Annotated in this window: 14 protein-coding genes; 5 read left to right on the plus strand and 9 right to left on the minus strand. The window is 61.1% G+C overall.

Features of this window, described 5'->3' with window-relative positions:
* The first annotated feature begins 26 nt into the window (after window positions 1-26).
* Window positions 27-1,484: an NAD-dependent succinate-semialdehyde dehydrogenase gene (locus RYC17_RS20815; protein ID WP_316904300.1), complete on the plus strand. Its 1,458-nt coding sequence runs from the start codon at window positions 27-29 to the stop codon at window positions 1,482-1,484.
* A gap of 189 nt (window positions 1,485-1,673) precedes the next feature.
* Here the strand turns inward: RYC17_RS20815 and RYC17_RS20820 are convergent, their stop codons facing one another.
* Window positions 1,674-2,603 carry a glyoxylate/hydroxypyruvate reductase A gene (locus RYC17_RS20820; RefSeq protein ID WP_316904301.1) on the minus strand — a complete coding sequence of 310 codons (930 nt, stop codon included), beginning with the start codon at window positions 2,601-2,603 and terminating at the stop codon, window positions 1,674-1,676.
* A gap of 284 nt (window positions 2,604-2,887) precedes the next feature.
* Between RYC17_RS20820 and gabT the strand changes: the two genes are divergently transcribed.
* The 4 genes from gabT to RYC17_RS20840 all read left to right on the plus strand — a co-directional run bounded on the left by gabT (window position 2,888) and on the right by RYC17_RS20840 (window position 7,321).
* Complete coding sequence (gene gabT / locus RYC17_RS20825) at window positions 2,888-4,192, plus strand: 4-aminobutyrate--2-oxoglutarate transaminase (RefSeq protein ID WP_316904304.1); 1,305 nt, start codon at window positions 2,888-2,890, stop codon at window positions 4,190-4,192.
* A gap of 81 nt (window positions 4,193-4,273) precedes the next feature.
* Entirely contained in the window at window positions 4,274-4,930 is a 657-nt protein-coding gene (locus tag RYC17_RS20830) for an HAD family hydrolase (RefSeq protein ID WP_058409791.1), read from the plus strand.
* Between the two features lie 47 nt (window positions 4,931-4,977).
* A complete protein-coding gene (locus RYC17_RS20835; RefSeq protein WP_002555947.1) occupies window positions 4,978-5,466 on the plus strand; it encodes an Lrp/AsnC family transcriptional regulator in 489 nt (162 codons plus the stop codon).
* A 358-nt stretch (window positions 5,467-5,824) separates the two neighbouring features.
* Window positions 5,825-7,321: a methyl-accepting chemotaxis protein gene (locus RYC17_RS20840; protein WP_316904306.1), complete on the plus strand. Its 1,497-nt coding sequence runs from the start codon at window positions 5,825-5,827 to the stop codon at window positions 7,319-7,321.
* 9 nt (window positions 7,322-7,330) lie between these two features.
* Here RYC17_RS20840 and RYC17_RS20845 read toward each other — a convergent pair whose 3' ends face one another.
* The 8 genes from RYC17_RS20845 to RYC17_RS20880 form a co-directional block, all read right to left on the minus strand.
* Window positions 7,331-8,914 carry an ABC transporter ATP-binding protein gene (locus RYC17_RS20845; RefSeq protein WP_044324527.1) on the minus strand — a complete coding sequence of 528 codons (1,584 nt, stop codon included), beginning with the start codon at window positions 8,912-8,914 and terminating at the stop codon, window positions 7,331-7,333.
* A 1-nt stretch (window position 8,915) separates the two neighbouring features.
* Window positions 8,916-9,938 carry an ABC transporter permease gene (locus RYC17_RS20850; protein WP_316904308.1) on the minus strand — a complete coding sequence of 341 codons (1,023 nt, stop codon included), beginning with the start codon at window positions 9,936-9,938 and terminating at the stop codon, window positions 8,916-8,918.
* Entirely contained in the window at window positions 9,938-11,005 is a 1,068-nt protein-coding gene (locus RYC17_RS20855; protein WP_316904310.1) for a microcin C ABC transporter permease YejB, read from the minus strand. The genes RYC17_RS20850 and RYC17_RS20855 overlap by 1 nt, the downstream gene beginning before the upstream one ends.
* 1 nt (window position 11,006) lies before the next feature.
* Window positions 11,007-12,890, minus strand: a complete 1,884-nt coding sequence (locus RYC17_RS20860; RefSeq protein ID WP_219170723.1) for an extracellular solute-binding protein — start codon at window positions 12,888-12,890, stop codon at window positions 11,007-11,009.
* A gap of 144 nt (window positions 12,891-13,034) precedes the next feature.
* A complete protein-coding gene (locus RYC17_RS20865; RefSeq protein ID WP_316904312.1) occupies window positions 13,035-15,860 on the minus strand; it encodes a TonB-dependent receptor in 2,826 nt (941 codons plus the stop codon).
* A gap of 100 nt (window positions 15,861-15,960) precedes the next feature.
* Window positions 15,961-16,362 carry an ExbD/TolR family protein gene (locus tag RYC17_RS20870; RefSeq protein ID WP_002555939.1) on the minus strand — a complete coding sequence of 134 codons (402 nt, stop codon included), beginning with the start codon at window positions 16,360-16,362 and terminating at the stop codon, window positions 15,961-15,963.
* Window positions 16,362-17,048 (minus strand): MotA/TolQ/ExbB proton channel family protein, encoded by a 687-nt coding sequence (locus RYC17_RS20875; protein WP_003435083.1) that lies wholly within the window; start codon window positions 17,046-17,048, stop codon window positions 16,362-16,364. The genes RYC17_RS20870 and RYC17_RS20875 overlap by 1 nt, the downstream gene beginning before the upstream one ends.
* Before the next feature lie 74 nt (window positions 17,049-17,122).
* Window positions 17,123-17,625, minus strand: a 503-nt coding sequence (locus RYC17_RS20880; protein ID WP_316904314.1) for an energy transducer TonB, incomplete at its 5' end; no start/stop codon positions are given.

A 17,625-nucleotide genomic window follows, 5' to 3' on the forward strand; every position in this document is an offset into this window, starting at 1 on the left:
CAGGTATCCCGAAACAGGACTCGACCATGCTCAAGAATCAGTTGAAAGACCCCAGCCTGCTGGTAGACCGCGCCTACGTCGATGGGCAATGGATCAGCGCTGACGATGGTGCAACGCTGACCATCAGCGACCCGGCGACCGGCGAAATGATCGCGCAGGTTCCGGCCCTGAATGGCCCTGAAACCCGTCGCGCCATCGAAGCTGCGAATCGTGCCTGGCCCGCCTGGCGTGCACGTCCCGCTGCCGAGCGCGCGGGCCTGCTGGAGCGCTGGCATCAGGCGATGCTCGATAACGTCGAAGACCTGGCGCTGATCATGACCCTTGAGCAGGGCAAGCCGCTGAACGAATCTCGCGGCGAGATCCGCTATGGCGCGAGCTTCGTCAAATGGTTCGCTGAAGAGGCGCGCCGCTCCTACGGCGAAACCATCCCCGCGCCCAGCGCAGACCGTCGTTTGATGACCCTCAAGCAGCCGGTGGGTGTGTGCGCCGCAATCACCCCGTGGAATTTTCCCAACGCCATGATCACCCGCAAGTGCGCGCCAGCCTTGGCTGCCGGGTGCCCGATCATCGTCAAGCCATCGGACCTTACGCCTTTGTCGGCGCTGGCGCTGGCGGTATTGGCCGAACGCGTGGGTATTCCTGCCGGTGTGTTCAACGTCATTACCGGCATGCCCGCAGGCATTGGCGAAGAACTGACCGGCAATCCGGTGGTGCGCAAAATTTCCTTTACCGGCTCGACCCCGGTCGGCCGTCTGCTGATGCGCCAGAGCGCCGAACACATCAAGCGTCTGAGCCTTGAACTGGGCGGTAATGCACCCTTCATTGTGTTTGACGACGCGGACCTGGAACAGGCGGTGACGGGCATCATGCTCAGCAAATTCCGCAACGCCGGGCAGACCTGCGTGTGCGCCAACCGGATTCTGGTACAAGACGGCATCTACGACCGTTTTGCTGCACGGCTGGTAGAGGAAGTGAGCAAACTCAAGGTCGGCAACGGCCTGGAAGAGGGCGTGACCATTGGCCCGCTGATCAACCCGGCGGCGGTCAGCAAGGTTACTCGGCACATCGATGATGCACTGAGCCAGGGCGCGAAGTTGCTGCATGGCGGCCGTCCCGATGGCACCAGCCAATTCGTCCAGCCAACGGTATTGGGCGAAACCCATGCGGGCATGTTGCTGGCCAACGAAGAAACCTTCGGGCCTGTTGCGCCACTGATGCGCTTCACCGACGAAGCCGAAGCGCTAGCACTGGCCAACGCCACGCCTTATGGCCTTGGCGCGTACTACTTCACCCAGGACCTGCGTCGCTCATGGCGTTTCGGCGAGGCGCTGGAGTTCGGCATGGTCGGCCTCAACACCGGCATCATCTCCATGGAAGTCGCCCCGTTCGGTGGTGTCAAACAATCCGGCCTTGGCCGCGAGGGCTCCAGCTACGGCCTGGATGAATACCTGGAAGTGAAGGCGTTTCATGTGGGGGGGTTGTAGCAGCGCAGTGCGAGGACGCTCCGCGTCACAGATCTGCGCCGCGCTGCTGGCTCAAGATCGGACGCGGAGCGTCCAGAACGGCGTACCGACGCGGAGCGTCGGCACGATAGTTGAGATTATCGTTCCTCACGCTCCAGCGTGGGAATGCAGTTCTGGACGCTCTGCGTCCGATCTTCAAAGTGTGGCGCGTTAATAACCCTGGCCGCGATCCACCTGCCCCTGCATCGCTTCACCACGCTCAAAGCGGCGAATGTTATCGAGCAGGCCGGGGAAGGCGCTTTCCGGTTGGGTCATGGCCGCGACATGCGGTGTCAGCATGATCTTCGGGTGTTGCCAGAACGGATGATCAGCCGGTGCCGGTTCCTGTTGCAGTACATCCAGCACCGCAGCGCTCAATTGGCCGCTGTCCAGCGCGTCAAGCAGGTCCGCTTCCACCAGATGCCCGCCACGGCCCATGTTGATCAATGCTGCGCCTTGGGGCAAACGCTCGAAAAGCTGGCGATTGAGGATGCCTTCGGTTTGCCCGGTCAGCGGCAAGACACACAGCAGAATGTCGCACTGACCAAGAAACGCACTCAGCTGTTCTTCACCCGCATAACACGTCACGCCTTCTACCTGATGCTCGCTGCGCGCCCAGCCCGACAGCTCGAAACCGAATGGTTTGAGGCTCGACAGAATATGCTGCGCCTGCAAGCCCAGTCCCATCACTCCCACGCGACGCTTGTGCGCCGGAACCAGCGGATGCGCCTTCCAGACGCCCTCGACCTGCTGTTGCCGATAACGCAGCATTTCCCGGTGCAGGCTCAGCACCGCAAAAGATGCGTACTGACACATCCCGTGGCTGATGCCGGGGTCCAGCAGACGCACCACCGGCAAGGACTCGGGAATACGGCTCAGGTCCAGTTGATCGACGCCCGCAGACAGGGCGAACAGCACCTTCAGGTTGGGCAGCAATTCCTGTAGATCGTCAGGTGCCAGCCAGGCGCCCAGATAGTGGATATCGGCCGGGTCGCCGATATCCGGCCACACCCGCCATTCAATGTCCGGCGCGTGCTCGGCAAACAGGACGCGCCAGCGTTCGGCGCGTGCGGGGTCAGCTTTGTAGAGCAGGGCGGGCATGGGCATTTCCTGAGTGTGAAAGTGGAGCCCCATCATGCCGCAAGTGGGAAGCAGGATCTGTCGAAACAGCCTTTTGCAGAGCACCGACATGACTGAAAAGCAGCGTTGCCCGGCAGATTGCGTGGTGCTCGCAAGGCATGAAGGAATCTGCCGTTTGCGAGGCAAAAAACAGTCGATCTGGACATCTGAGAGGGCAAGTTCGGCGTAGATGATTTCGCTGAACGCTTAACCTGAACAGCATCGCAGCCACCCCGCCGGCTGCCAGGCCCACGACAGGTAAAACCATGAACAGCAAAGTCGACGAAACACCTCATCTGCTCCGCCAGCGCGATCAGTTCGTGCCGCGCGGGATTGTCACGGCCCACCCGCTGGTCATCGACCGCGCGCAGGGTTCTGAACTGTGGGACGTCGATGGCAAGCGCTATCTGGATTTCGTCGGCGGTATCGGCGTGTTGAACATCGGCCACAACCACCCGAACGTGATCGCGGCGATTCAGGCGCAACTGACCAAAGTCACCCACGCCTGCTTTCAGGTGGCGTCCTATCAGCCCTATCTGGATCTGGCCAAACGCCTGAGCCATCTCATAGCGGGCCAGAGCGGCATCGATCACAAGGCCGTGTTCTTCACCTCAGGTGCCGAAGCGGTCGAAAACGCGGTAAAAATTGCCCGCGCTCACACCAATCGCCCGGCAGTTATCTCGTTCCGCGGCGGTTTTCATGGCCGTACGCTGCTTGGCACTACGCTGACCGGCATGAGCCAGCCGTACAAACAGAATTTCGGCCCGATGGCCCCCGAAGTGTTCCACACGCCGTACCCGAACGAATACCGCGGCGTCACCACCGAAGTAGCGCTGGCGGCGTTGCACGAGCTGTTGGCCACCCAGGTCGCACCGGAGCGTGTGGCGGCGATTCTGATCGAGCCGATGCAGGGCGATGGCGGCTTCCTGACTGCGCCGGTGGAGTTTATGAAGGCCTTGCGTGCGCTGACCGAGCAACATGGCATCGTGCTAATTGTCGATGAAATCCAGTCCGGTTTCGGGCGTACCGGCAAATGGTTCGGTTTCGAGCATTCGGGTATCCAGCCTGATCTGGTGACCGTGGCCAAGAGCCTCGCGGGCGGCATGCCGCTGTCAGGCGTGGTCGGTCGTGCCGAGATCATGGATGCACCGCTTCCGGGCGGCCTGGGCGGCACCTACGGCGGTAATGCGCTGTCCTGCGCCGCTGCGCTGGCGGTGATCGACACGTACGAGCAGGACAATCTGCTCGCGCGTGGCGAGCATCTGGGCCAACATTTGCGTGCCGGTCTGCTCAAGCTCAAGGACCGTTACACCTGCATCGGCGACGTGCGCGGCACCGGCTTCATGCTCGCCATGGAACTGGTCAAGAACGACGCCGCACGTAGCCCGGACGCTGATCTCAATCAGAAGATCATTGATCAGGCACGCATTGGCGGCCTGTTGGTGATCAAGTGCGGTGTGTACCGCAACGTGTTGCGTTTCCTCGCACCGCTGGTCACCACAGAACAGCAGATCGATGAAGCACTGACCATTCTCGATGCCGCCTTGGCACGAGTATTGAAGTCCAGCTGAGCGTAGGCGTGGTCGCGGTTGTCGCGAGACGCTGCGACCACCAGCGCTGGGGATCATTGTTGAATGGAGACGTTGCCTGCCATGGGGCTTATTGATTACCGCGCACTGCTGATCGATTGTGATGAGGTTCTGGTAGACCGTGATTCGGGTGTCTGGGCGGCGTTGCAGCCGTTGCTGGAAAACGGTCTGAACACACCGGATAAAGACTCGGTCCTGACCGAATTCAATGATGTTGTGCGCACGCTCTATCCGCGCTTCGACGAACTGGGTTTCAGCGGCCTGCTGTGCTTTGCGCACCGGCAACTGGCCGAGCGCCTTGGCATCAAGGCCAGTTGGGAAGAGGGCATGACTTTCGCCCGTTCCGTACCGAACTGGACGCTGTTCGAGGATGCTCCCGGCGCGATGCTCTACCTGCGCAAGTTCTATCGGCTGCTGGTTTACGCCGACCGGGACCTGCAGGATCGCGGCATCCTGTGCGAACGGCTGGGGCTTGAACCTGACAGCCTGCTGTCCCTGACCACTCACCCGCTGGACGATCCGGACTGGCTTGCCGGGATGGATCTGGAACCGCGTGAAACGCTTCTTGTGTCTCGCCCGCCTGCCTCGGCGTTAGGCACCGGTGGGCTGTGTCTGATCCGCCGTAGCCGTGAGCAACACTGTCAGCCATGCACTGCCGACCTGTGCATCAACAGCATGGCCGATCTGGTCGCTCAGCATCAGCTGTCTTTACGGCGCTGATTTTGCTAGAAGGTAGGCACCGTGAATGGCAATACAAGAGGTAGGTAATGGAAGGCTTGGTCAAACTGGATCGGATTGATATCAATATCCTGGTAGAACTCCAGAAAGACGGGCGCATGACCAACGTCAGCCTGGCCGACGCCGTCGGGCTTTCCGCGAGCCCTTGCCTGCAGCGCGTCAAACGTCTTGAGTCGGCAGGTTACATTTCCAGTTACAAGGCGCACCTTAATCTGGCAAAAATCACCGAATCGGTCACCGTATTCACGGAAATCTCCCTCAGCGACCACAAACGTGAAGACTTCGCCAAATTCGAAGCCAACATCCGCCACGTTGACGAAGTCCTGGAGTGCCACCTGATCAGCGGCGGCTACGACTACCTGGTGCGCTTCATGACCCGCAGCATTCAGCACTATCAGGAAGTGATCGAAGAGCTGCTGGACAAGAACATCGGCATCTCCAAGTACTTCAGCTACATCGTCATCAAATCCCCGGTCATGAAAGACGGCGTGCCACTGCGCAAACTGTTGCGCCATTGAATCTCTAGCTCGGAGAGGACGCAGAGCGTCCAGAACGGCATACCCACGCGGAGCATGGGCACGATAGTGTTTGCCCGGCCACCGCGTGGGCCGCCCGTTCCGCGATCCCCCAGACACTTATCGTTCCGCACGCTCCAGCGTGGGAACGCCCTTCGTGACGCTCTGCGTCACAAATCTGCGTAGCGCCGCTTGCTCAAGCCAGAGAGATCGTCGCGCCTCAACACTGACCGAATAATATATTTCTGAAATTCTGGCATAGGGCCACCATCCAGCTGGCACGTTGGCCGGGGTTTTGCTCGTGCAGATCTGAAAACCGACGGGGCCCCCTGTCGCCATGGATTTCAAAAGGATGTGTTCGATGCCCGTAGCCCCTCGTTTCCTGGACCATTACCGCAAGGCCGACCGGATCATGCTGGGCCTGATCTGGCTGTTGTTCATCTACGCGCTCGGGTTGGCGTTCTGGTTTGATACGTTCACCCAGGCAGTCGTGGTCGGTGGCGGCACCGCGGTGGTGCTGACCGGGCTGTATCGCGCCATCGGCGGCACCCGATTGATGCGCTGCTGTGTGGGTGTAGGCCTGATGGTCATGGCCGCATTGCATATCAATCAGGCGCACGGGCTGATCGAAATACATTTCGGCATCTTCGTGTTTCTAGCTGTACTGACCTTCTACCGCGACTGGCTGCCGATTCTGGTCGCTGCCGTCACCATCGCTATCCACCATGTCGGCTTCCACGCTCTGCAGCATGCAGGCTTCCCGGTTTACGTCATGCACCACGGCGGTGGTTGGAGCATGGTGATGGTGCATGCGGTGTACGTCGTCGTAGAAAGCGCGATTCTGGTCTATCTGGCCGTGCAGAATCAGGCTGAAGCGGTCGAGAATCAGGACATGCTCGATCGAATGCTGGCCACCACCAACCAGTTTTCGCCCAATAGCCAGACCAGCGAGCGTTCGGCCAAACGCGTGCCGCTGGCGCAACGTTTCGAGCAGTTTCTGGAGCAGATCACCAGCCTTGTCGACGGCGTGGTGCGCGACACACGCGGGCTCGGCGAGCTGGGTCATGACCTTGCCAAGGCCAGCGGTACGCTGGAAACCGGGGCGCAGCATCAACTCAGCGAGATCGCCCGCATGACCGGCGCGATGCAGCGCATGGGTGATGCCATGAACGATATCTCCAGCCATGTTGCGCACGCCGTGCAGCGGGCCGGTGACGCCAGCGATCAGGTCGCCCACGGGCGCGACAGTGTCGACCGTGCGCAGAGCGAAATCACCCAGCTTGCCGCACGCATCACGACCACCGATGAAACCGTACAGGCCCTGGCCAACCAGTCAGAGCAGATCGGCAAGGTGCTGGACGTGATCGGCAGCATTGCCGAGCAGACCAACCTGCTGGCCCTCAATGCTGCAATCGAAGCCGCCCGCGCCGGTGAGCAGGGCCGAGGCTTTGCGGTGGTGGCGGACGAGGTGCGCAACCTCGCGCAGCGCACAGCGTCGTCGACCAAGGAAATCCAGACCATCATCGAAGACCTGCAAAAGGGCAGCCGTCAGGCCGCTACGGCCATGAACGACAGCCTGCAAGGCGTAGGGCGTTGTGTGGAAAACAGCCAGCGGGCGTCGGAATTCCTGCGTGCAGTCGGCGAAGGTATCGGTCATATCACCCAGCTTAACGGCCTCATTGCCACGACCACTGAACAGCAGTCCACCGCCAGCAAGGAAATCGCCGATCAATTACGTTCGGTGCAGACCATCGCCGAGCACACCGCCGCCAATATCGGTGTGCTGGCGACCAGCAGCCAGAGCCTGTCGCCGCTGGCCATTCGCCTGGAAGCGCTTGGCCAGAGCTTTCACGCGTAGCTTTCGGGCTCAGGCAAACACCAGCCCCGAAGAACGCAGCAGTTCCTGAGTGTAGGCCTGCTGCGGCGCGGCGAAGATCTCGCGGGACGGACCTTGTTCGACCACCTTGCCGTCCTTGATCACAATCAGGTCATGCGCCAGCGCATGAACAACCGCCAGGTCATGGCTAATGAACAGGTACGTCAGGCCATGACGGATTTGCAGGTCACGCAGCAGGGCGACGATCTGTTTCTGCACGGTGCGGTCGAGCGCCGATGTAGGCTCGTCGAGCAGGATCAGATCCGGCTCAAGCACCAACGCCCGGGCGATGGAAATGCGCTGGCGTTGCCCACCGGAAAATTCGTGCGGGTAACGATGCCGGGTTGCCGGGTCGAGCCCGACTTCCTGCAACACCCGGATCACAGTCTGCTCACGCTCTTTCGGCGTACCGATATTGTGCGTCACCAACCCCTCGGCAATGATCTGCTCCACGGTCATGCGCGGGCTGAGACTGCCGAACGGGTCCTGAAACACCACCTGCAACTGACGACGCAACGGGCGCATCAGGTGCTGGCTGTGCAGGCTCAGCTCCTTGGTGCCAAAACGGATGCTGCCCTCTGAATCGACAAGACGCAAAATCGCCTGGCCCAGAGTCGATTTTCCCGAACCGGACTCGCCGACAATCCCGAGTGTCTTGCCCTTGAGCAGCTCGAAACTCACCCCATCCACTGCCTTCACATACTGCGGCTCGCGCTTGAACCAGGCTTTGCCCAGCGGGAACCAGACTTTCAGGTCCTGCACCGACAGCAGCGTGTTGCTGTGCGTGGACGGCACCGGCTCGCCGTCTGGTTCGGCGTTGATCAGCAAGCGACTGTAAGGATGCTGCGGATTGTCGAACAGGGCCTGGCAATCGGCCTGTTCGACGATCTCGCCCTCACGCATCACGCAGACCCGCTGGGCGATGCGCCGCACCAGATTGAGGTCGTGACTGATCAGCAACAACGACATGTTGAGCCGCTGCTGAAGGGACTTGAGCAACTCCAGAATCTTCACCTGCACGGTCACATCCAGTGCGGTGGTCGGTTCGTCGGCGATCAGCAGATCCGGCTCGTTGGCCAGCGCCATGGCGATCATGATGCGCTGCCGCTGCCCACCCGACAGTTGATGCGGATATGCCTTGAGGCGTGACAGCGGGTCACGAATGCCGACCAGTTCCAGCAGCTCCAGGGTGCGACTCAGCGCGGCCTTGCCTTTCAGGCCCTTGTGAGTGACGAGAATTTCGCCGATCTGCTTTTCGACCGTGTGCAGCGGGTTCAGCGAGCTCATGGGCTCCTGAAAAATCATCGCCACACGGTTGCCACGCAGGCTGCGCAATTGCTTGTCGCTGGCAGTAACCAAGTCGAGCCCGTCATAGCGAATCGAGCCTTGGGTGCTGACGGTTTTGGCCGGCAACAGACGCAGAATCGAATGCGCAGTGACCGACTTGCCAGAGCCGGATTCGCCGACCAGCGCCAGGCACTCGCCACGGCGGATGTCGAGGCTGACGCCATGCACCACTTCATGGCCGTTGAAGGCGACTCGCAGGTCGCGAATTTCAATCAGGTTGTCTTGCATGTCAGCTCCGAGGATCAAACGCGTCGCGGCAGGCTTCGCCGATGAACACCAGCAGAGAAAGGATCAGGGCCAGCACCACGAACGCGGTCAGCCCCAACCAGGGCGCTTGCAGGTTGCGCTTGGCCTCGCCGATCAGCTCGCCCAGCGACGCACTGCCCGCCGGCATGCCGAAGCCGAGAAAATCCAGCGCAGTGAGGGTGGCGATGGCGCCGGTGATGATGAACGGCAGGTACGTCAGGGTGCTGGTCATCGCGTTGGGCAGGATGTGCCGCCACATCAGCGCGGCATCGGTCAGGCCCAGTGCGCGGGCGGCTTTGACGTATTCCAGATTGCGCCCGCGCAAAAACTCGGCACGCACCACGTCCACCAGCGACAGCCAGGAGAACAGCGCCATGATGCCCAGCAACCACCAGAAACTCGGTGACACAAAGCCGGACAGAATGATCAGCAGATACAGCACCGGCAAACCCGACCATATTTCCTGAATGCGCTGGCCGATCAGGTCGGTCATGCCGCCGTAGTAACCCTGAATGGCCCCGGCACAGACGCCGATCACCGTGCTGATCGCGGTCAGCAGCAGCGCGAACAGGATGGAAATCCGCGCGCCGAACAGCACACGCGCCAGTACGTCACGGGCCTGCTCGTCAGTGCCCAGCCAGTTGGTGCCATCGGGCGGGCTGGGCGAGGGCGCGTCCAGGTCATAGTTGATGGTGTCGTAGCTGAACGGGATCGGTGCGAACAGCATCCAGCCGTTTTTCGCGGCGATCAGCTTGCGCACGTAGTCGCTTGAATAGTCCGGCTCGAAGGGCAGTTCGCCGCCGAAATCGGTTTCCATGTAGGTGCGCAATACCGGGTAATACATCTGCCCGTCGTAGCTGACCAGCAGCGGCTTGTCGTTGGCGATCAGCTCGCCGCACAGGCAGACCAGCATCAGGCCGATGAAGATCCACAGCGACCACCAACCACGCCGGTTGGCCTTGAACAGGTCGAAGCGGCGCCGGGTCTGGGGAGAGAACTCGAACATCAGGCGCTCCTCGCGGAAAAGTCGATGCGTGGGTCGACCAGCGTGTAACACAGGTCACCGATCAGTTTGATCAGCAGGCCGAACAGCGTGAACAGAAACAGCGTGCCGAACACGATGGGGTAGTCCCGCGAGACCGCCGCCTCGTAACTCATGCGCCCCAGGCCATCGAGGCCGAAGATGGTTTCGATCAGCAGCGAGCCGGCGAAAAACACGTCGATCAACGCCTGCGGAATACCCGCGATGACCAGCAGCATGGCGTTGCGAAACACATGGCCGTACAGCACGCGATGCTCGGTCAGGCCCTTGGCGCGTGCCGTGACCACGTACTGACGGCTGATTTCGTTGAGGAAGCTGTTCTTGGTGAGGATGGTCAGCGTGGCGAAGCCGCCGATTACCAGCGAGCTGACCGGCAACACCAGGTGCCACAGATAGTCCTTCACCTTGCCCCAGGTGCTCAGGCTGTCGAAGTTGTCCGAGAACAGCCCCTGCGCCGGAAACCAGCTCAGGTAACTGCCTCCGGCGAACACCACGATCAACAGAATGGCGAACAGAAACGCGGGCGTGGCGTAGCCGATGATCACCAGCGTGCTGCTCCAGACATCGAACGCACTGCCATGCCGCACCGCTTTGCGAATACCCAGCGGGATGGAAATCAGGTAGGTGATCAGCGTCGCCCAAAGCCCGAGTGACAGCGACACCGGAAGCTTCTGGGCAATCAGTTCGGTGACCGGCGCGCCGCGGAAGAAGCTGGTGCCGAAGTCCAGCTGTGCGTAATTCTTGAGCATCAGCCACAGCCGTTCGTGCATCGGTTTGTCGAAACCGTAATGTTCCTTGATCTGCTCGATCAGCGCCGGGTCCAGCCCGCGCGTGCTGCGGCTGGCGGTACCGCTTGCGGCTACTTCACCACCGCCGCCACCAACACCATTGGGGCTGAAACCCTGAATGCGCGCGATGGCCTGCTCGACCGGTCCGCCGGGGGCGGCCTGCACGATCAGGAAGTTGACGATCAAAATGGCCAGCAGCGTGGGAATGATCAGCAGCAGGCGTCGAATCACATAAGCCAGCATCTCAATACTCCTTGGCAGCGGCGGGCTTGCCGGTCAGTGCGGCGGCCTGAGCGTTGGTCAGCGGGGTCGGGCTGATCTGCCACCAGGTTTCCAGACCAACGTCATAGGTCGGTGCCACATCCGGCATGCCGAAACGGTTGGCGAACACCAGTGGCGTGCCCTTGGAGTAGTAGTTGGGAATCATGTAGTAGCCCCATTGCAGGACCCGGTCCAGCGCCCGCGCGTAGAGCACCATATCGTTACGCGTATTGGCGCTCACCAGCCCGTCGATCAGCGTGTCCACCGCAGGATTGCGCAGCACCATGGCGTTGGAGCTGCCCACTTCGGTGGCGCTTTGCGAGCCGTACAGGTTGTACAGCTCACGGCCAGGAGAAATGATCGGATTACCGTTTTTCGGCAGGCTGACCACGATCATGTCGTAGTCCCGCGCATTGAGCCGGTTGATGTACTGCGCCGAATCGATGCGCAGGAAATCCAGGGTGATGCCGATCTGCGCCAGCGTGCGCTTGAAGGGCAGAATCAGGCGATCGAAACCACCCTGACCATCGAGAAAGCTGAACACCATCGGCTCGCCAGCGGCGTTCACCAGCTTGTTGTCCTTCGGGTGCCAGCCCGCCTCAGCGAGCAGCTTGAGGGCCTGCAACTGTTTGTCACGGATGTAACCGCTGCCGTCGGTTTTCGGCGGCTGATACACCGTGGTGAACACCTCGTCCGGCACCTGACCGCGCAAGGGTTCGAGAATCTTCAGCTCGGCCGGGGTCGGCAGCTCGGTGGCGGCCATGTCGCTTTTCGGGAAATAGCTTTGTTCGCGCACGTAGAAATTGCGCATGACTCGACGATTGATCCAGTCGAAATCCCACAGCAACGACAGCGCCTCGCGCACGCGGCGGTCCTTGAACATGGGTTTGTCCAGATTGAACACAAAGCCCTGCGCGGCGACCGGACGTTGCGGTGCGAGGATGCGCTTTTGCAGGCGCCCGTCGTCAATCGCCGGGCCGCTGTAGCCGACCACGAAGCCTGAAGAGGAGAACTCGCGGTTGTAGTCGAACATCCCGGCTTGCAGCAGTTGGCGGGCGATTTCGATGTCGCCGTAGTAGTTCACGGTGAGCGTGTCGAAGTTGTACAGGCCACGGCTGACCGGCAGGTCCTTGCCCCACCAGTCCTTGACCCGTTCAAAGACCACGCTGCGTCCGGCATCGACCTTGGCGACCCGGTAGGGCCCGTTGCCCAGCGGCGGCTCGAACCCGCCGCCATTGGCGAAGTCGCGGGTCTTCCACCAGTGCTCGGGCAGAATGTGCAGGCTGGCAATATCCAGCGCCAGCATGCGGTTGAGGTTGTTCTTGAAGTCGAAGCGAATCTGTAGCGGCCCCTCGATGGTCACCTGTTTGACGTCGGCGAACATGGGGCGATAGCTGAAGCTGGCCTTGGTGGTCATCAGCTCGAAGGTGTAGCGCACGTCCTCTGCGGTGACGGGCTTGCCGTCCTCGAAGCGCGCCTTGGGGTTGAGGAAAAAACGAATCCACAGACCGTCCGGGTCCATCTCCATCTTTTCCGCGATCAGGCCATACACCGTGTACGGCTCATCCAGCGAGCGATAGGCCAGTGGCGAGTACACCCAGCTGTCGACCTCGCGCACATTGATGCCCTGATCGACGTAGGGATTGAGGTAATTGAACTGTCCGATTTCTTCCGCTGAGCGGCTTAGTGAACCGCCTTTGGGGGCGTTCGGGTTGACGTAGTCAAAGTGCTGGAAGCCAGCCGGGTATTTCGGTGCCTCGCCATAGACGGTCAAGGCGTGAGTCGGGGCGGCCTGAGCGACCTGCCAGCAACTGCACAGCGCAACACCCAGAATCAGGCGCCGCAGAAAACGGGTATGACGCAACATGATGGGGCTTTCCTCGTACGCACTGAATGACGATGAGTCGCGAAAAAGCCCCCGGCCGGGGAAGGTGGATGAAACCTGGGCCGGAGGGGGCGAGCTCGCAATCTGACGTGGCCCAAGGAGCGTGTATGGGCCACGTCGTCACACTCAGAAGTGGTAAGTCGCGCGTGCGAACAGGGTGCGGCCCAGCGGGTCGGCGTAACGAGGGTCGTAGCCGGACTGGAAGTTGTAGGCCTGGTTGGTGAACGGCGGGTTGCGGTCAAACATGTTGCGCACCCCGGCGTCGATATCCAGCACCTTGTCGAAGGTATGACCCACCGACATGTCCCACAAAGCATACGATGCGACCCGCGCATTGGTGGTGCGGTCGTAGTCGTTGTAGCCGCTGGTGAAGCGGTTGGTGATGGAAGCGCGGGTATCGCCCAGTGCCCAGGTGCCGGTCAGCACGTGTTTCCAGCGCGAAATCACGCCGTCGCCCTGGAAGTCGCCGACCTTGTCGGTGTACGGGCCGTCGATGATGTTCTGGAAGTCATAACGGGTGACGTAGGTGCCGGTCATGCCCAGACCGAACTGGCCGTAAGGTGTGTTCGGAAAGCGATAGTCGAGCGTTACGTCGACGCCGCTGGTCTTGACGATACCCAGGTTGGCGTTGCCGGTCACGATGTTGGCAATCGAACCATCAGCAGCGCGCACGTAGCGGTCGGCGTAGGTGTTCGGATCATCAAACACAGTCGACTCGGGGAACGACTGGATCTGGTTGGAAATGTGAATCCACCAGAAATCCAGGCCCATCGACAGGTTGTTGACCGGCTGATAGACGAAGCCCAGGGTCATGTTGCGGGCTTTTTCCGGGGCCAGTTCGGTGTTGCCTCCACCATTGTTGAGGAACTGCTGCTGGCAATCACGACCGGCGTTACCACCCGGCTGAACGACGCCACCGGCACACAGAACCGGGTCGTTGTAATAGCCCTGGGTGAAAGTCGTACTGCGCGGGGCATACAGCTCGTAAAGCGACGGCGCGCGGAAACCTTCGCTGTAGGCACCGCGGACCACCAGTTGCTTGAACGGCTGGTAGCGGAACGAGTATTTCGGGTTGGTGGTGCTGCCGAAGTCGCTGTATTTGTCGTGACGGACGGCGGCGGTCAGTTCAAGGCTGTCCAGCACGGGCACGTTCAGTTCGGCGTATTCCGCCTTGACGCTCCTGTCGCCTTCGACGCTACCGGCGGCATCTGCGCCCAGGCTGCTGATGTCGTTGACGTAGGCTTCGTACTGCTGATGCATTTTCTCTTTGCGGTATTCGCCGCCCAACGCCAGACCCGCAGGGCCTGCACCGAACCAGTCACCGATTTCCCGGCTGATGCGCGCATCGAGCCCGGCCACCCGGCCCACAGCGCTGGAGTACTGGCCGTGATATTCGCTGGCATCGATCAGCGCCTGACCGGCAGTGGTTTGCGGGCCGAACGGGTTAAGGGTGCCATTGGCCAGGCCGTTGAGCATTGCAGCGTCACTGACATACCCGTTGGTGAGCGATGACAGGACTTTGTTCTGGTTGTAAGAAGCACCTACGTTGTAGTCCCAGCCGCCCACCAGGCCGTCGAAGTTCAGCAGAAAACGCTGGCTGGTGTTCTGGTCGCTGGACCCGCGTGGCCCGGCCGCCGTTTCTCGCCAGGCTGTGCTGATCGGTTGGGTCGGGTCGAGAGTAAAGTCGGTCGGTGCCGGAGTGATGCCGTTGCCGGGATAAAAAGGCGACGATGAGTCCAGAGACAGGCCGGTAAGGGGCGCAGGCCCGATATCGGTATGGTTGTTGTTACGAGCCCAGAAGTATTCGAGGCTGACGTTATGATCGTCTGCCAGCTTGCCGGTGGCCTTGCCAAAAAACGAGGTCTTTTCGGTTTGCGGGATCAGGTCGATGTATTCACGGGTGCTGAACCGGCAGATGCCGTTGCTGGCGATCAGGTTAGGGCCGCCGCAGTTTCTGCCCAGCGGGTTCGCAGAGTTGTCACCCTGGAAGTAATTGCCGGGATAGGCCGTACCGGAGGTCTGATTGAGCCCGCGTCCTGGCACGTAATCTCTGGCAAACGAGCGGTCGTTGGCGTCCAGGTTTTGCTGCTTGTTGTAGTTGAAGACACCCATGACGTTGAAGCGGTCTTGCTCCAGATCGCCAAAGCCCCAACTGGCGCTCATGTCCTTGGTGGCACCGCCGCCGCTGGCGGTCGGGGTTTCTCCACCCAGGGTCAGGCTGCCGTCGGTCAGGGATTTTTTGGTGATGAAGTTGATCACACCGCCAATGGCGTCAGTGCCGTATAGCGCCGAGGCGCCGTCACGCAATACTTCCACACGGTCGATGGCGGCAAAAGGGATCATGTTCAGGTCGATGGCGCTGCCGTTGGGCGTGCCCACACCCGACAGTGCGTTATTGGCCAGACGGCGGCCGTTGAGCAGCACCAGCGTCTTGTTGGCGCCGATGCCGCGCATATCGGCAAACGAGGCACCACCTGTTCCGGCGCCGACCGAGCCTGCACTGTTGTTGATCGACTGGCTGCCAGTGATGCGCTGGACCATTTCCTGGGTGGTGGTCACGCCCTGTTTCTTAAGGTCGTCAGCGCGCAGGATGGTAATTGGCACTGCGGTTTCGGCATCGACCCGGCGGATCGCCGAACCGGTCACTTCTACACGTTGCAGCTGGGTCGTGGCAGGCACAACCGCTGCGCTGGTGGACACGGCCGAGCCGCTTGTGTCCGCGTCGACGGCGTCTGCCGCCTGAGCACCGCTCATGCCCATGGCCAATGCACAAAGCAGGGCACGTGGATGACGCCGGACCGCGAGGGCCAGTGGTTTGAGGGTGCAACCGGGAAGATTCATCAGCATGGTTAGTTCCGACTTGGTCCAGACGTTATTGAAATGGCCTTGTGAGCCCTCTGTTCCCGACGCGGTTGTGCCGAGCGGGAGTTCCACTTCTTCTTTTTCCAGCAAGCCGCTCCCCTCCAGAGGCTTTTCAGCCCACGGACAACCGCATTTACGGGGGGTCGGGTCAGACGGCTTCGCGCGGCGAAGCCGTCAAATCACCTGAGGGTCATTTCGCCGTCATGACGGATATCTTCGTAATGCCCGAACGCTCGATGGACGCCATGGCCTTGGCCACCTGGCCATAATTCACGGCGGTATCGGCCTGCAACTGGACGCGGATTTCCGGGTCCTTGGCCTTTTCGTCCTGCAGGCTTTTTTCCAGCAGTTCCGGGGCGATTTCCGATTTGGCGAGGTAGAACTTGCCGTCCTGATCAACGCTGACCACCACCGGGTTTTTCTTCTCGGCAGGGGCGACCGCATCAGTCTTGGGCAGGTTGACCTTGATCGCGTTGGTCATCAGCGGCGTGGTGACGATGAACACCACCAGCAGCACGAGCATCACGTCCACCAGCGGCGTGACGTTCATTTCGCTGAGTACTTCATCGCTGTCCTGAGTGGAGAAAGACATTAGCTGGCCTCCCGAACGGCATGGCCATTCTTGCTGGCGATGGGCTGACGGGTGACCGCGAAGGCGCTGCGCTGGGCGAGGGCGTCGAAGTCGTGGGCGAAGTCATCCATGTCGGCCACAGCGAGCTTGAGGCGGCGCAGGAAGAAGTTGTAGATCAGCACCGCAGGCACCGCGACGGCGATACCCACACCGGTGGCGACCAGCGCATGGCCGATAGGACCGGCGACCGCTTCGAGGCTGGCCGAGCCGGTCACACCGATGCTTTGCAGTGCTTCCATGATCCCCCAGACCGTACCGAACAGGCCGATGAAGGGCGCGGTGCTGCCGATACTGGCGAGAATTGCCTGACCACTTTCCAGTGCGCGACGCTCTTTTTGTATCTGCTGACGCAGGTTGCGCTCCAGACGGTCCGAGCGGTTGATGGTGTGCGCCAGTTGTTGCGTGGTGCGCGGCGACTCGTCGACCGCCATGGCTTCGAAGCCGCTGTTGGCAATACGCGCCAGCGCTCCAGGATATTGTGCAGAGTGCTCGGCGGCGGTCAGCAGGTCCGGCGCGCTCCAGAACGCCTTGGTGAACTGTTTGTTCTGCGATTTCTGACGCACGTACTGCGCCGACTTGATCAGCAACAGTGCCCAACTCAATACGGAAAACAGAATCAATGCCCAGAGCACGGCCGGGACAATCATGGAAGAGAGCGATGCGTTCATGGTTTAAACCTCACCAGCTTTAATAATTGAAGTGTCGGTTGTCAGGTGCCGGATCATTCCGGCAACTTGAAGTCGATGGTCTGCGTCGCGAAGCCTTCTATCGGCGTGTCACCCCGTTTGGCCGGTATGAACTTCCAGTTGCGCACGGCCTCAACGGCTGCTTCGTCCAATACCGGTTTGCCGCTGGATTTGGTCACCTCGACAGCGCCAGCGCGGCCGTTTGGCAGCACCTTGATGCGCAAAATCACGCGACCTTCCCAACTGCGGCGCAAGGCCAGCCCCGGGTATTCCGGCGGCGGGTTGCCCAGACTGGCGAGCCCGGATACGGCAGCGCTTTCCTTGGCTGGCGCCGGTGGCGCGGCAGGTGCCGGAGGTGCAGGCGCAGGTGCTGGCGGCGCAGGCGGGCTGGGCGCGGCAGCAGGCGTTGGCGCAGGTGGCGTCGGCTTTTTCACCGGCTCGACTTTCTTGACCGGCTTGGGCTTCTCGACCTTAGGCTTCTCCACCGGTTTTGGCGGCGGCTCTACCGCGTCCGGGTCCTCGACCGGTTGTTCCGGCT

The organism is Pseudomonas syringae group sp. J248-6 (genome assembly GCF_032586995.1).
GTDB lineage: Bacteria > Pseudomonadota > Gammaproteobacteria > Pseudomonadales > Pseudomonadaceae > Aquipseudomonas > Aquipseudomonas amygdali.

What these genes read in the sequence shown, in the direction of transcription:
- RYC17_RS20840 (WP_316904306.1), top strand. Translation starts at nt 5,825, where the DNA reads ATGCCCGTAGCCCCTCGTTTCCTGGACCATTACCGCAAGGCCGACCGG.
- RYC17_RS20815 (WP_316904300.1), top strand. Translation starts at nt 27, where the DNA reads ATGCTCAAGAATCAGTTGAAAGACCCCAGCCTGCTGGTAGACCGCGCC.
- gabT (WP_316904304.1), top strand. Translation starts at nt 2,888, where the DNA reads ATGAACAGCAAAGTCGACGAAACACCTCATCTGCTCCGCCAGCGCGAT.
- RYC17_RS20830 (WP_058409791.1), top strand. Translation starts at nt 4,274, where the DNA reads ATGGGGCTTATTGATTACCGCGCACTGCTGATCGATTGTGATGAGGTT.
- RYC17_RS20835 (WP_002555947.1), top strand. Translation starts at nt 4,978, where the DNA reads ATGGAAGGCTTGGTCAAACTGGATCGGATTGATATCAATATCCTGGTA.
- RYC17_RS20820 (WP_316904301.1), bottom strand. Translation starts at nt 2,603, where the DNA reads ATGCCCGCCCTGCTCTACAAAGCTGACCCCGCACGCGCCGAACGCTGG.
- RYC17_RS20875 (WP_003435083.1), bottom strand. Translation starts at nt 17,048, where the DNA reads ATGATTGTCCCGGCCGTGCTCTGGGCATTGATTCTGTTTTCCGTATTG.
- RYC17_RS20845 (WP_044324527.1), bottom strand. Translation starts at nt 8,914, where the DNA reads ATGCAAGACAACCTGATTGAAATTCGCGACCTGCGAGTCGCCTTCAAC.
- RYC17_RS20850 (WP_316904308.1), bottom strand. Translation starts at nt 9,938, where the DNA reads ATGTTCGAGTTCTCTCCCCAGACCCGGCGCCGCTTCGACCTGTTCAAG.
- RYC17_RS20870 (WP_002555939.1), bottom strand. Translation starts at nt 16,362, where the DNA reads ATGTCTTTCTCCACTCAGGACAGCGATGAAGTACTCAGCGAAATGAAC.
- RYC17_RS20860 (WP_219170723.1), bottom strand. Translation starts at nt 12,890, where the DNA reads ATGTTGCGTCATACCCGTTTTCTGCGGCGCCTGATTCTGGGTGTTGCG.
- RYC17_RS20855 (WP_316904310.1), bottom strand. Translation starts at nt 11,005, where the DNA reads ATGCTGGCTTATGTGATTCGACGCCTGCTGCTGATCATTCCCACGCTG.